Source organism: Fodinibius halophilus (genome assembly GCF_011059105.1).
Taxonomy (GTDB): domain Bacteria; phylum Bacteroidota; class Rhodothermia; order Balneolales; family Balneolaceae; genus Fodinibius; species Fodinibius halophilus.
The window spans coordinates 13,941-28,057 of sequence record NZ_JAALLS010000022.1; the positions used below are offsets into that span (position 1 = coordinate 13,941).

The following is a 14,117-nucleotide window of genomic DNA, read 5'->3' on the forward strand; positions in this document are numbered from 1 at the left end:
TTTTATGGATTTTCTTAAGAAACTAGGTATTGAAGGAACAAACCTCGGTACAAGTACCGGGCAACAATTTTTAGGGGATGAAGGAGCAGAAACTATTTCGAGCCATACGCCTATTGACGGCTCACAAATTGCCGACACTACTGTAACCACTCGCGAAGAGTACGACAAAGTGGTGGCACAAGCACAAGAGGCTTTTAAAGAATGGCGAATGGTTCCGGCCCCCAAACGCGGAGAGATTGTGCGCCAGATCGGACTGGAACTTCGCAAGCACAAAGAAGACCTGGGACGTCTTGTAACTTATGAAATGGGCAAAATCTACCAGGAAGGTCTGGGCGAAGTACAGGAGATGATCGATATCTGTGATTTTGCGGTAGGTCAGTCTCGCATGCTCTATGGTAAAACGATGCAATCAGAACGTCCCGAGCATCGTATGTATGAGCAGTGGCAACCCCTTGGTATTACCGGAATTATTTCTGCTTTTAATTTTCCCGTGGCTGTTTACAGTTGGAATGCGATGATTGCTGCTATTTGTGGAAATGTAATGATCTGGAAGGGGTCCGAAAAGACGCCATTATGCGGTATTGCCGTGCAGAATATCACGGCGAAGGTATTAAAGCGTAACGATCTACCCGAAGGCATTTTTAATCTCGTTACCGGCGGACGCGAAGTAGGAGAATGGATGACCGAGGATGAGCGCCTGCCCCTGATTTCTGCTACCGGTTCTATCCGTATGGGTAAAGAAGTTGCTAAAACCGTAGGTGCACGCCTGGGTAAAACTATTTTAGAACTGGGCGGCAATAATGCGATCATCGTTTCCGAAAATGCTGACCTTGAAATGGCCGCTCGGGCAACGGTATTTGGCTCAGTAGGCACCTGTGGCCAGCGTTGTACCTCGACTCGTCGTCTGATCGTTCATGAAGATGTATTTGATGAGCTCAAAGACAGGCTGATTGAAATTTATGACGACGTCAATATTGGTAACCCGCTGGATGAAGATACCCTGGTTGGTCCCCTTATTGATGAACAGGCAACTGAAAATATGCAAAAAGCCCTTAAGGAAGTTGAAAAAGCCGGCGGAGAAGTTATTTATGGCGGTGAAGAACTGGACGACACCAAATTAAAGGACGGCCAATATGTGCGTCCCGCTATTGCAGTAGCAGAAAACGATTTCGATATCGTACAGGAAGAAACCTTTGCTCCTATCTTGTATCTCTTGAAGTACAGTGATCTGGATGAAGCTATTTCCAAACACAACGGCGTAAAGCAAGGACTCAGCTCTTCGATCTTTACCCTCAACATACGCGAAGCCGAAACCTTCTTAAGTGCCCGCGGCTCTGACTGTGGTATTGCCAACGTCAACGTAGGCACCAGTGGTGCTGAGATTGGCGGAGCATTCGGTGGTGAAAAAGAGACCGGCGGTGGCCGCGAATCGGGATCTGATGCCTGGAAAGCGTATATGCGTCGTCAAACCAACACCATCAACTGGAGCGACGAGATGCCACTGGCTCAGGGTATTGAGTTCGATGTAGATTAGTTCGATCTTCAAAAAATCACACAATAAAAAAGCCCCGGTTCCCGGGGCTTTTTTGTTTCAGTATATATCGCAAACCTATAAAATACTGTATGAGATACCGGCTGAAAGTACCTGCTTAATCTGTACCTCTCGGGAAAAGTCACTGTCATAGATCATCACAAACTGAACTGACATATTCATGACATCATTAATTTTACCAATAAGCTCATTTGAGAAATTTACATCCGTATTGTCTACATGCCGCTGCAGGTTTGTGAATGTCTCAACCGAACTAATCAACTTTACATTTGAAAAGACTTTGCGCTCAAAACTCATTGCAACCGAATAACCGGGCTCAAACCGAAACTGCTCTCCCACTTCCAGGCCATAACGCGTCGACAAGGTCGTATCAGAAACAATCGTTTGTTTTAATGCCATACCCGCTTCCGCTGTAAAATAATCGGTAGGATTATAAGCAATACCGGCAATTTGTGTAAAGTAAGCCGGGGCAAAGAACTTTGATATAAGCTTGGGGTCCTCATCCTCGGGCACATTATAGTCATAGCCCTGGTCGAACTGGGTACTAAAATTAATATTTGCAAAAGCACTCCATCGCTCATCCTCAAAAAGGTAACTAAACTTATTATTTACAGCGATCCGATCATCTGTTTTTCGGGTGCCTTCACCTTCAAGACGGGCCTTACCATATTTAAAGTTCGTTGCCAAAGCATAGGCAAACTGATTTTTGCGAAACTTGGCATCAAAAACGGTAGAAGCCGTAACACTAATGGTATTAACACCACCCTGACTCCAATTGTCATAGGAAGCTTGGGCACCATTGAGCCCACTTACCCAATCGAGCTGCCAACCTTTGAGGGAATCAGCTACAACAACTTTTCGATTAATCCGCGACATATCTCTAACTGATATATCACTTTTATCTTCGAGCAGGTCACTAATTTCAATTGCCTCCTGCCCTGTAGCCTGGAAAGTTGATATAAAGAAGAACAAAGAGAGGAGTAATAAGGGGAATATCCGTTGCATTTTTTGCAGATTTGGTCAATAATTTGAGGGTTATGGAAAATATCACATATTTACTAAATAATAAACTGCCTCGCGTTACACTTTTTCTAAAGTTACTTCTTTTACCTCCATATCTTCTACAATAACAGAAACGTGTTCATTAACTTTTGTAGGCAGTTCCATACCGCAAAACTGAGCCTGAATAGGAAATTTTCTATGTCCCCGGTCAATCATCACAGCCGTATGTATTTCGGATGGCTGCATCTCATCTGCTATGATATTGAGCGCCTGAAACATTGTATGACCGGAAAAAATAACGTCATCGACAAGAACAATCAGCTTATCTTGCACCTCTGAAGTATCGATATCATCACTCCCTGCCAGAGATTCCGCTTCAAGCAACAGCTGTGCGGAGCTGACCTTCACCTCAGCAATATCCGACAGCAAACGGCTGAGTTTTTGGGCCACAGCATATCCGCGCTCATTGATACCAAATAAAAATATTTCATTATCCTCTGTATTCCGCTCTAAAATCTCATACGCCATTCTCTTGGCCGAACGATTAATGCGCTGCGTATCCATCAATACCAATGGAGTATCCATATCCTTTTATGATCTGATTAATATTAAAAATAAATGCCGAATTAAGACTAACTTATTTATAAACTGGCAAAGGCTTTGTACATTACATTATAAATAAGGCCAGAACTTACAAATCTTTATATAAAAGGGAGAACTTATATGGGACGAAAAGAAACAACAAACTCTATCATACTTCTTACCACCTCCTTTATAGGCGGAGTTGCCGCCGGGCTCTTACTTGCACCCAAAAGCGGGGCTCGAAATCGAGCATGGTTAACAAAACGAGTAAATGAACTCACCCATTGGGTTAATGACCAACGGAAGTCGGCCCGCCGGCTTAGTAAAAAAGAGATCCACAAATTCCACCGCCATGTCCAGCAAGGAGTTCGCCAAAATGTTCCCGATCTCTACGATGCCACCGAGGATATTGAACTGAGTGAACAAGATCTTAACGGTGAGTAAATCGAAGCCACCATATCACGAAGAACTACTGCACTGGATTTGGGAGCAAAAGCATGTTGCCCGGCATCAGTTATCTACCACCGATGGTAAAGAAGTTATTATCCATCACCCCGGGCAGCTCAACCGGTCCGATGGCCCTGATTTTACAAATGCAGAAATCACCATTGGTAACCTGCGCTGGTTTGGGGATGTCGAAATCCATTGGACCCCACCCGACTGGCATGCCCATGGGCACCACCAAGACCCCAACTATGAACAGGTTATTCTTCATGTGGTATTTCAGGATTGCGGCAAACGAATTAGGCGAAGTAACGGCTCTGTAATACCTGCCTTTTGTTTATCATCTCATTTGGAGAAACCCCTGCAGGCTTTTTTAGAACAGTATCGCCAGCAACCTAAACTACCCTGTTCCGGCCAGTACTCCTTTATTTCAGAAGAGGCATTTAAACAGCAGCTGGAGCAAGCTCACAAAGAATATTTTGAACAGAAGGTTGATGATCTCCTTGAATATTATGATCCGACCCTTGCTCCTTCAGCGGCATGGCAAAAAATGCTGAGCATTGCCCTCTTTGACGGCTTGGGAATCTCACATAACCGCCGCCCCATGCGCAGGCTGGGTAAGCAGCTGTTCCCCCAGGTCAAAGACTGTAACTCCCCGCATCAGCTTAAAGAAAAAGCGGTACAGCTTTCAGGTCTGGAAAGCCAAACACGGGCCACCCCTTCGTTTACCTGGAAACATCGTGGTGTACGTCCCGGCAACCATCCGCGGGCTCGCATTCAGCAAGGGGCCGAATGCCTCTGGTTCATCGTTAACCAGCCATTCCAAACCTGGCTACGCTGCAATCCCAAATCGTTTTGGGCCCAAATGCGAAATTCTATCACTACAACCCCCTCGCTGGGCCGCGAACGATCCGACATTCTTTTCGGCACCGTATTTCTTCCGGCCCTATATTCTCTGGGTAATCTCTTTTTTTGCAAGCGTCTAAAAACCCAAAGTTGGGAACTTTGGAAAACCCATAAAGTCACCCTTCCGAGCTCACTTTTGGGCCTACTCGAACAAACAGCCCTCCCCCCTTCCCTTTATGCCCATCGTCTGGGTACCATCCATCAGCTTCGCAGCTACTGTAAACCCAAGAAATGCCAAAACTGCAATGTATTTAAAAATGTAATTTCTTCTTGATTCGTATTCAGGAAATCCCTATTATCTGAATCTGTTAAAAACGGCACAACATTGCCCGGTCGTCTAATGGCAGGACAGCGGTTTTTGGTACCGTCAGTGGGGGTTCGAGTCCTCCCCGGGCAACACTTGATAATTAACTACGAAAGGATGACTGAAAAGCCATCCTTTTCTTTTATTTTTAAATTCCTGAATCTTCGCTTCGTTGGATACTCCCTTAGCCATATTTGCCGGACGCAGCAACCTCGCTCTTTCACGTGCCATTGCAGAAAGTTACGGTACCGATCTTGGAGAGGTTACCATTAAGCCGTTTTCGGATGGCGAACTGTATGCGAAGTACGAACAGAGTATCCGCGGTGAAGATGTATTTGTAGTTCAGTCTACCCCACCGCCCGGTGATAATATTATGGAACTGCTGCTATTGTTAGATGCAGCCAAGCGGGCGTCAGCAAAGCGTGTTACCGCAGTAATGCCCTATTTTGGGTATGCACGCCAGGATCGCAAAGATCAGCCAAGAGTTTCCATTGCTTCGAAACTGATGGCGAATCTTTTAACCGAAGCAGGGGCAGATCGAATATTAACCATGGATCTGCATGCTGCACAGATACAGGGATTTTTTGATATTCCGCTGGATCACTTATATGCCAGCAGGTTATTTATTGATCATTTTAGTGAACATCCGATAGAAAACCTGGTCGTTGTTGCTCCTGATGTGGGCAGCTTGAAGATGGCTCGATCGTATGCCAAGCGGCTGGGTGCCCGACTTGCTTTTATCGACAAACGCAGGCCCAAACAGAACGTGGCCGAAGTCATGAACATTGTCGGTGAAGTAGAAGGGAAAAATGTGCTTATCGTCGATGATCTTATCGACACAGCCGGCACACTCACTAATGCCGCTTCCGCACTAAAAGAACGCGGGGCACTAAACATTACTGCAACATGTACGCATCCCATATTATCAGGGCCCGCGTACCAACGCATTGAAGATTCACCTATTGATCAATTACTGGTGACCGATACGGTACCGCTTCGCAAACCTTCGAGCAAAATCAAGGTATTGAGCGTTGCAGGTATTTTTGCTGAAGCAATACAACGTATCCACACCAACGATACCATAAGTGCACTTTTTGACGATTAAATTTGTAACCACAGGAACACGAACACACTGAAGTTTATTACCACACTCTTTGCATTTTAATGTTTTGTGCTTTCGTGGTAAAAAAATCAACAACATAGAATTATGACTACTCCAGAAGTTGTAGAGCTTGAAGGAAAAATTAGAGAAACAGGACGCAATGCAGCCAAGAAACTTCGCGACGCGATGCGAGTTCCTGCTGTATTATACGGCCCAAAAGTAGATGAAAACGTTCATTTCTCTATTGATGAGCTTGAACTCGAAAAAATATTATCGGTAAGTAAGCGGCAAATTATCAATATCTCCATTGATGGAGAAACTCATGAGACGCTGCTTAAAGAGGTTGAATTTCATCCTATTACGGATCGTCCGGTACACGTAGACTTCTACGCTCTTGCTGAAGACCACGAAGTGACACTGAGCGTGCCCATCAAACTTGAAGGAACACCTGTTGGTGTTACCGAAGGTGGTGGTCGTATCTTCAAGCCAATGCAAATTCTCCGTATCCGCGTTACTCCTGACCTTATCCCCGGTGAATACTCCGTGGATATCAGTGAACTGGAAATTGGTGACAATCTCCACGTTCGGGATCTCGAATTGGAAGGAATTATTCCTCTCGATGATCTCAGCAGAACGCTTGTTACTATTCGTCCTCCAAAATCCGAAGCTCTGCTTACTTCTTCTCTCATTTCCGAGGAACCAAGCGAAGAAGAGCTCGAAGAAGGCGAACTGCCAGAAGGCGAAGAAGGCGAATTGGCCGAAGGAGAAGAAGCAGAAGGCGAGGAAGCCGAAGAAGACGAAGAAACAACCGAATAATTTGCACAAAAATACTGACTTAACCAGCGTAACTGCTTTATGCCGTTAATCATTGGCTTGGGTAATCCCGGAAGTAAATACGCTGGTACACGTCACAATATAGGTTTTGAATTAATTGATACACTGGCACAATCGCTGTCAGTACGACTAGGGCCCGGCAAGGGCCCTTTTCATGTGGGAAAAGGAAATCATGCAGGGCAGCCACTTTACCTCATCAAGCCCACCACATACATGAATAATAGCGGTAAAGCTGTACGCCAGGCCATAAATTGGTACAAAAAAGAGATCGATCATTGCCTGGTATGTTATGACGATTTGGCTTTAGAGGTAGGAACTATACGTCTGCGACCAAACGGAAGTGCAGGCGGACACAACGGAATAAAAGATATTATTCAACAACTGGGTACGAACGCTTTTCCACGCTTGCGAATCGGGATTGGAAGCGACTTTCCAAAAGGACAACAAGTACAACATGTACTCTCCCCTTTTACTGATAAAGAGCGTACCGTTCTTAACCCTACTTTGGATAAAGCCGCCGATGCAACCTTCTGCTTTATTCGCGAAGGTATTGAAGAGGCAATGAACAAGTTTAATTGATCAATTAATAACGCTTACAACTAACCAATAATTAATATGGATACCTTAATAACCTACTTAGTTCCCCTTGCGGGAGTTCTGGGCTTATTATATACCCTGATTAAATCTTCATGGGTTTCTAAGCAAGACACCGGAACTAAAAAAATGGCCGAAATAAGCGAACACATCCAACGTGGTGCTATGGCTTTTCTTAAAGCAGAGTACAAAGTACTTTCTATTTTTGTTCTCTCTGTTGCCATTCTTCTCGGTGTTACCGCAAATGCTCAGACCTCTCACTGGCTCGTTTCTGTTTCATTTATTATTGGAGCCTTCTGCTCTGGCTTAGCCGGTTTTATTGGAATGCGCGTTGCTACAAAAGCAAATGTACGAACTACCAATGCTGCTCGCGAAGGACTTGGAAAAGGCTTAAATATTGCCTTTGCCGGTGGTTCTGTTATGGGACTCGGCGTTGTAGGCTTAGGCGTTCTCGGACTTGGTTCTCTGTTTCTGATCTTTGGCGATATGTTCGGTACTGGAACAGCGGCTGATGTCAACAAAGTATTAGCTGTTGTTACCGGTTTCTCTTTTGGTGCTTCTTCTATTGCGCTCTTTGCTCGTGTAGGTGGGGGTATTTATACCAAGGCCGCTGATGTTGGGGCCGACCTTGTAGGTAAAGTTGAGGCTGGTATTCCGGAAGATCACCCACTCAATCCCGCTACTATTGCCGATAACGTAGGTGATAATGTCGGAGATGTTGCAGGAATGGGAGCCGATCTCTTTGAATCTTATGTAGGCTCTATTATTGGTACAATGGTATTGGGTGCTGCTTTTATGGCGAACCCAGAATGGGCAGATAACTTCAATGGATTATCTGCAGTACTGCTTCCCCTCGTATTAGCCGGCACCGGAATTGTTACATCGATCATCGGTACCTTCTTTGTACGCGTTAAAGAAGGTGGAAACCCACAAACTGCACTTAATATTGGTGAATTTGTTTCTGCCATTATTATGTTGATTGCCTCTTACCTGCTTATCCAATGGATGTTGCCTGCAAGTTGGGCACATACAACTATTTTTGGTGATGAACTTACAATTACAAGTATGGGCGTTTTCTGGGCCACCATCTTTGGCCTTGCTGCCGGTCTGCTTATCGGACTTATTACGGAACACTACACCGGAACCGGAACCGGCCCGGTTAAGTCCATTGTTCGTCAATCTTCCACCGGAGCAGCTACAAATATCATTGCCGGTGTGGGAGTAGGGATGATTTCTACTGCCATTCCCATCGTAATTATTGCTATTGCAATGATCGCTTCATATGAATTTGCCGGCTTATATGGAATTGCTATTGCCGCTGTTGGAATGCTCTCAAACACCGGTATCCAGCTGGCTGTTGATGCTTACGGTCCTATTTCAGATAACGCCGGCGGAATTGCCGAAATGTCTGAACTTCCAAGTGAAGTACGCGACCGTACCGATAAACTGGATGCGGTAGGTAATACTACAGCAGCCATTGGTAAAGGCTTTGCAATCGGATCTGCAGCTTTAACTGCCCTTGCACTCTTTGCTGCATTCATTACATCTTACAATGCAACACACGCTACAAATTTATCTGGAATTAATATTACCCAACCTACAGTAATGGCTGCACTCTTTATTGGAGCCATGCTTCCCTTCCTGTTCTCTGCACTTTCCATGAATGCTGTGGGACGTGCTGCGATGTCAATGATTGAGGAAGTTCGTCGCCAGTTCAATGATATTCCGGAACTGCGTGCCGGTCTTGATGCCATGGGGCGCAACGAAGGTGAAAAACTGGAAAACTGGTCTGAAGAAGATCAGGAAATATTTGAAACAGCTACCGGTAAAGCAGAGTATGAGAAATGTGTTGAAATTTCTACCACTGCTTCATTGCGTGAAATGATTGCACCTGGTGTACTGGCTGTAGCCGTTCCGGTAGCATTTGGATTTATCGGAGGCCCGGAGATGCTGGGTGGACTACTTGCCGGCGTTACGGCTTCTGGTGTACTGATGGCCCTGTTCCAATCCAACGCAGGCGGTGCCTGGGACAATGCTAAGAAAATGATTGAAGAAGGCTTTGAGCACGAAGGAGAAATGCTTGAAAAAGGCTCCGAAGCTCACAAAGCATCTGTTGTTGGCGATACCGTTGGCGATCCATTCAAGGATACTTCCGGTCCTTCTCTCAACATTCTTATTAAGCTGATGTCAGTTGTTGCACTCGTTATTGCAACCATGATCTAAGTCTTACACAATATCTTGATCTTAAAGCCCTGCAGCATAAAGCTGTAGGGCTTTTTTAATAGTTATAGCACTTGTCTTCCTGAACTTGTTTCAGGATCTTACCGTACTGCCCAGAGCAATTACAACCTTCGTTAGACAGCAATTTCACAGATGGATATTTTCAAACTGTTTTTCAATCACGACCAGCGCCTGGATAAACTGGCCAAGCGCAATGCCAATAAAACCAAAGAAGAGATTGAGGCAAGCCTGGCAGATTTTATGTCGCCGGACCCTACCTATTCTAAATTTTATATTACCGGCACCCGGCTCGAAAATGAACAATTTGGCCTTAATACCTTATCCAAATATGAAGCTGTTGTTCAACAACTGAATAGAACATTTACCGATCGCACCATTCATACAGCTTTAGGCCGATTCGATTCATTACCGAAAGCTATCAATAATATTGATATAGGTCAGATAGTAATACTAAGTTCAGAAGCTGAAAGTGAATACAACTTTGATGTATTAGAGATAGATGAAGATTCGAATGTAGGCCATAAAAAAGAAGCGCTAAGTGAGGTCTTAAAAGAGGGAGATTACGTACTTTATAAAGAACAAGCCCACCATGGCTTCGACCTGCACCTGTTTTCCATGGAAAATATTTATCCTATCCTATTTGAGCACTTGCAACCATTGGTGGATAATGATTTTCGTTTCTTTAGTATTAACAGCAAGCGCATGGGCTCAGAGCGCCATTTCTATTTTGAGACATGGACCCTGGACCATCCGCCACACGGAGCTGAAGAGGTCTTCGCTAAAACAAAAATATAGACTACCAGCAGATCTGTATGTAAGGGCCGGCGCGCCCTATTATGAAATAGAAACCATCAATATTGAATTATTCATGTAGCAACTGACATATCATCAAAAGTCGAGGGCTGGTCTCGGGATCAAAATCACTTCCTCTATAATCTCCTTTCACATCTAGGATCTCAAGGTTTCGCTTATCCATCTCACTTTTAAACCAGGGTAAGCCATAGAGTTTTACCCGTTCAGAGTAAGAACGAGGCTCATCAAGCCCCTCCCCATCAAATACAATATCTTTGTGGATAGCCCCATTTTCTACATATCGTTTAATACGATAATGAATATCATGAAATTCCCCCTGGTCTTCAGGGCTGTATTCCCGTTTTACTTTTTCCGCATTTAAATAATCTAAAACAAATAGCCCGTTGGGATTCAACATTTTTACCACACTGTCAAGCACCGATGCATTTTCACCATCATGCTCAAAATATCCAAAAGTGGTAAACAGGTTTACAACAGCATCAAACGACTGATCCAGCGGGTCACGCATATCCCCAACTTCAAAAGAGACATTATCGAGTTCCAGCTCTTCGGCTTTTTTTCTGGCTGTTTTAATCGCTTGGGGAGACAGATCAATTCCCTTTACCGTATATCCTTTTTTACCGAGACTTATAGAGTGACGTCCACGTCCGCATCCCAAATCAAGAATTGAGGTACAACTATTTTGCAGAAATTTTTGTTCTAAAAAATCAATAAGCTGCCGTGCTTCTTCCTCATCACGGTTAGCGTATAACTTTTCATATAATGGACTATCAAACCACTTTTCGAACCAACCCATATAAAATCTGTTTCTATATTGACTATTAACTGCACGGAATGAATCAAAATTGCCGGATTATTCCAAACTTTTGCTTTTATCTTTCCTAAGCTTTTAATTAGTTATGATTAACAGTGTTAACTAATTTTCCTCAATAGACAAATAATTTAAACTATTGATCAAATTGAAGTTAGAACACGAGTACTATTAAAACAGTAGACCCTGCTTAGATTTTTAAAATTAATAATTAAACCCGGAGAACTTATGCGAAGACTAATAGCTACAATATGTTTAATATTCTTATGTTCGGGATCTGCTCTCGCCAGCGGATTCTCAATATATGAAGCAAGTGTACGCGCAAATGGCATGCTCGGTGCCTTTTCTGCTTATGCTGATCATGTTTCTACCATTTATTATAACCCGGCCGGTTTGGGCGGTATGGATGGATTACGTGTTAGTGGTGGAGCTACCATTATTGCTCCTCGTTCTACGTTCCGTAATCTATCGTCCCTTGCTCCACGAGGGCAAAAGACAAGTATGGAAAAACAGAACTTTTTGGTTCCCAATTTTTACGGTTCTTATCAAGTAACAGATAAGCTTACGGCCGGTATTGGAGTTTATGCTCCCTTTGGCCTGGGCACAAAGTGGCCCTCCGACTGGGTAGGTCGTGGCTCGGCGATAGAGACAAGTATTGAAACAATTTTTGTCTCACCTTCCGTCGGATACCAATTACCCGATTTCGGCATCGGAAAAATTAAGATTGGTGCAGGTGTCCGTATTGCCGCTCATGGTGAGGTAAAATTGCAACGTGCAGTAGCTTCATTCTCCCCCGAAGGGACCTTTACACTCAATGGTGAGCTCGAAAAACCGGCCTATGGATACCATGCCGGCATACTGTATGAACCGGTCAAAGATGTAACCCTTGGCTTTACCTATCGCAGCGAAGTTACCACAACGTTTGAAGGGGATGCTACTTTTGAAAACCTCAATGTTGGTTTCCCTTCCGAAGCCAAAGGAAGTGCAGAAATAACCATGCCTTCCAGCTATGTTATTGCCTTAAATGTTAAGCCTATTGACGGACTCTCTACCGAACTTGATTACGTCTGGTGGGGATGGTCAAGTTATGATGAACTAGCTATTAATTTTGACCAGTCAATTCCTGCACTCGGAGGTAGTACTATCGTTAATGAACGAAACTACAACAATTCCTGGCAGCTTCGTTTTGGGGCAGAGTATACAAAGATTGGTGTAGAAGGGCTCACTCTTCGCGGAGGTATTGCCTATGATGAAAATCCCATTAAGGATCGATACGTAGATCCCACCCTCCCCGACTCCGATCGCTGGCTCTTTTCCGGCGGTGTTAGCTATAACCTGACTGATTATCTGGCCATTGATGCTGCATATATCTTTATCCGTGCCAATCAACGCAAGGTTACTAACACTCATGAAGGGGGCATTGATGGGGTCTATACGACCTACGCAAACCTTCCGAGCCTGGGCTTCACTCTGAATTTATAAATAATTAAGGATATTACGTTATGAGTTATTTTAAAAAATATATTAAAGGAATACTCTCGCTGGCGTTTTTGCTGGCACTTGTAACAGGCTGTAAAGATTACAACGATCTAGATCCTGCTGCTAATAATTCGGGAGATGCTGATTTTTCTTCTTATGTAGCCGTTGGTAACAGTCTAACAGCGGGCTTGCAAAATGGAGCACTATACGAATCAGCACAAAAGTACTCTTTCCCCAAACTTTTGGCACGCCAGATGAACAAATCTGAAAGTTTTGAGCAACCCCTTATCAGTAATCCGGGAATTGGTTCCGGGGGACGTATAGAGCTTTCCAACCTTGATCCTCTGGTTACAACCCGTAACTCCAATCAGGGCAATCCAATAAACCAAGAAGATAAACCCTTCTCAAATCTGGGAGTTCCGGGAGCTGTTTTGGTTGATTATATGAATCCCAACAATGCTGGAAATCTAAAAGAACGGGCTACCGATCAAAGTAACCCTGCTTTTAATCCATTCTACAAGGTAGCAATGGAACAGGCCGAACTGGCTAAATCTGCTCCAAATCTTCATAACCAGGTTGCTAAACAAAATCCTACTTTTATTACCTTTTGGTTGGGCAACAATGATGTGCTCGGTTATGTCACATCAGGTGGCGAAGGCCAATCAATCACACCTGCAGCAAACTTTTCTCAACTCTACCAAGCTTCGGCCCAGGGTTTAGCAGCAACTGGTGCCGATGTAATGGTATATACGATTCCGGATGTTACCAATATTCCCTTTGTCTTTTACCTCCGAACACAACTGGAACAACAAGGGGCTATAACCTTTAACTCAAGTAGTCAAACCTATCAGCTTGTTACTGAAAACGGTAACTTTGATATCTATATTGAGGTTGACGGCAATGCTGAAAAAATGCGTCAAGATGACTTTCCTTTGCTAAGTGCTCAATCGTACTTTGCCAGAGTACAGAATGGTCAGGTACCACCTCCTATTCAACCTCAAAGTGCCATCCCGGATGAACTCGTACTAGACGGAAACCTGGCCACTCAGGATGCCTCAGATTCTGAGCTTGAACAAGCAGCTGCCGCTGTTGCACAATATAACGGCACAATTTCTTCAGTCGCATCGTCCAATAACTTTACAGTTGTAGATATCAATAAAGTTTTCAAAGATATCTTTACTACCTTCCAAAGTTCTCAAGGACAAAATGGATACCAGACTGATGGCTTAAATTTACGTCCCGTCCCGGGTGAACTGTTTAGCTTCGATGGCGTCCATCCCACAAACCGGGGAGCAGCTGTTATTGCAAACAAATCTATTGATGCAATTAACAGTGCCTATAATGCTAACCTCGACAAGATCAATGTAGCGAAAATACCTGAGGGGTTTCCAGTGGCTAATTAAAATCTAACTTATCTTTTTGTATTGTAAGCGGAGGAAGCGATTCCTCCGCT

At 44.1% G+C, this 14,117-nt stretch carries 12 protein-coding genes, 1 tRNA gene and 1 pseudogene; 11 read left to right on the top strand and 3 right to left on the bottom strand.

Translation table 11 applies throughout. The features are described 5' to 3' along the window. Nucleotides 1–4: 4 nt before the first annotated feature. Nucleotides 5–1,534 (top strand): L-piperidine-6-carboxylate dehydrogenase, encoded by a 1,530-nt coding sequence (gene amaB, locus G3569_RS14640; protein ID WP_165270510.1) that lies wholly within the window; start codon nucleotides 5–7, stop codon nucleotides 1,532–1,534. Nucleotides 1,535–1,609: 75 nt separating this feature from the next. On the opposite strand, the gene G3569_RS14645 is transcribed toward amaB, so the two are convergent. Then, nucleotides 1,610–2,557 carry a DUF3078 domain-containing protein gene (locus G3569_RS14645; protein ID WP_165270512.1) on the bottom strand — a complete coding sequence of 316 codons (948 nt, stop codon included), beginning with the start codon at nucleotides 2,555–2,557 and terminating at the stop codon, nucleotides 1,610–1,612. A 75-nt stretch (nucleotides 2,558–2,632) separates the two neighbouring features. After that, entirely contained in the window at nucleotides 2,633–3,139 is a 507-nt protein-coding gene (locus G3569_RS14650; RefSeq protein WP_165270514.1) for a phosphoribosyltransferase family protein, read from the bottom strand. A 138-nt stretch (nucleotides 3,140–3,277) separates the two neighbouring features. On the opposite strand from G3569_RS14650, the gene G3569_RS14655 reads away from it, so the two are divergent. The 8 genes from G3569_RS14655 to G3569_RS14690 all read left to right on the top strand — a co-directional run bounded on the left by G3569_RS14655 (nucleotide 3,278) and on the right by G3569_RS14690 (nucleotide 10,356). Continuing rightward, nucleotides 3,278–3,580 carry a YtxH domain-containing protein gene (locus tag G3569_RS14655; protein ID WP_165270516.1) on the top strand — a complete coding sequence of 101 codons (303 nt, stop codon included), beginning with the start codon at nucleotides 3,278–3,280 and terminating at the stop codon, nucleotides 3,578–3,580. Beyond that, a complete protein-coding gene (locus tag G3569_RS14660; protein ID WP_165270518.1) occupies nucleotides 3,573–4,760 on the top strand; it encodes a DUF2851 family protein in 1,188 nt (395 codons plus the stop codon). The genes G3569_RS14655 and G3569_RS14660 overlap by 8 nt, the downstream gene beginning before the upstream one ends. A gap of 52 nt (nucleotides 4,761–4,812) precedes the next feature. Next, nucleotides 4,813–4,883 (top strand) — tRNA-Gln (locus G3569_RS14665). Between the two features lie 79 nt (nucleotides 4,884–4,962). Then, nucleotides 4,963–5,895, top strand: a complete 933-nt coding sequence (locus G3569_RS14670; RefSeq protein ID WP_165270520.1) for a ribose-phosphate diphosphokinase — start codon at nucleotides 4,963–4,965, stop codon at nucleotides 5,893–5,895. 102 nt (nucleotides 5,896–5,997) lie between these two features. After that, nucleotides 5,998–6,708: a 50S ribosomal protein L25 gene (locus G3569_RS14675; protein WP_165270522.1), complete on the top strand. Its 711-nt coding sequence runs from the start codon at nucleotides 5,998–6,000 to the stop codon at nucleotides 6,706–6,708. A gap of 39 nt (nucleotides 6,709–6,747) precedes the next feature. Continuing rightward, nucleotides 6,748–7,305: an aminoacyl-tRNA hydrolase gene (pth, locus tag G3569_RS14680; protein ID WP_165270524.1), complete on the top strand. Its 558-nt coding sequence runs from the start codon at nucleotides 6,748–6,750 to the stop codon at nucleotides 7,303–7,305. A 36-nt stretch (nucleotides 7,306–7,341) separates the two neighbouring features. After that, nucleotides 7,342–9,543, top strand: a complete 2,202-nt coding sequence (locus tag G3569_RS14685; RefSeq protein WP_165270526.1) for a sodium-translocating pyrophosphatase — start codon at nucleotides 7,342–7,344, stop codon at nucleotides 9,541–9,543. A 150-nt stretch (nucleotides 9,544–9,693) separates the two neighbouring features. Further along, on the top strand, nucleotides 9,694–10,356 hold the full coding sequence (locus G3569_RS14690) for a hypothetical protein (RefSeq protein WP_205720226.1): 663 nt from the start codon (nucleotides 9,694–9,696) through the stop codon (nucleotides 10,354–10,356). 67 nt (nucleotides 10,357–10,423) lie between these two features. Here the strand turns inward: G3569_RS14690 and G3569_RS14695 are convergent. Beyond that, a pseudogene (locus G3569_RS14695) lies at nucleotides 10,424–11,197 on the bottom strand (class I SAM-dependent methyltransferase); the annotation flags it as partial. 216 nt (nucleotides 11,198–11,413) lie between these two features. Between G3569_RS14695 and G3569_RS14700 the strand changes: the two are divergent. Together G3569_RS14700 and G3569_RS14705 are read left to right on the top strand one after the other, a co-directional pair. Further along, nucleotides 11,414–12,667 (top strand): OmpP1/FadL family transporter, encoded by a 1,254-nt coding sequence (locus G3569_RS14700; RefSeq protein WP_165270530.1) that lies wholly within the window; start codon nucleotides 11,414–11,416, stop codon nucleotides 12,665–12,667. Nucleotides 12,668–12,687: 20 nt separating this feature from the next. Continuing rightward, nucleotides 12,688–14,067 (top strand): SGNH/GDSL hydrolase family protein, encoded by a 1,380-nt coding sequence (locus G3569_RS14705; protein WP_165270532.1) that lies wholly within the window; start codon nucleotides 12,688–12,690, stop codon nucleotides 14,065–14,067. Nucleotides 14,068–14,117 lie beyond the last annotated feature (50 nt).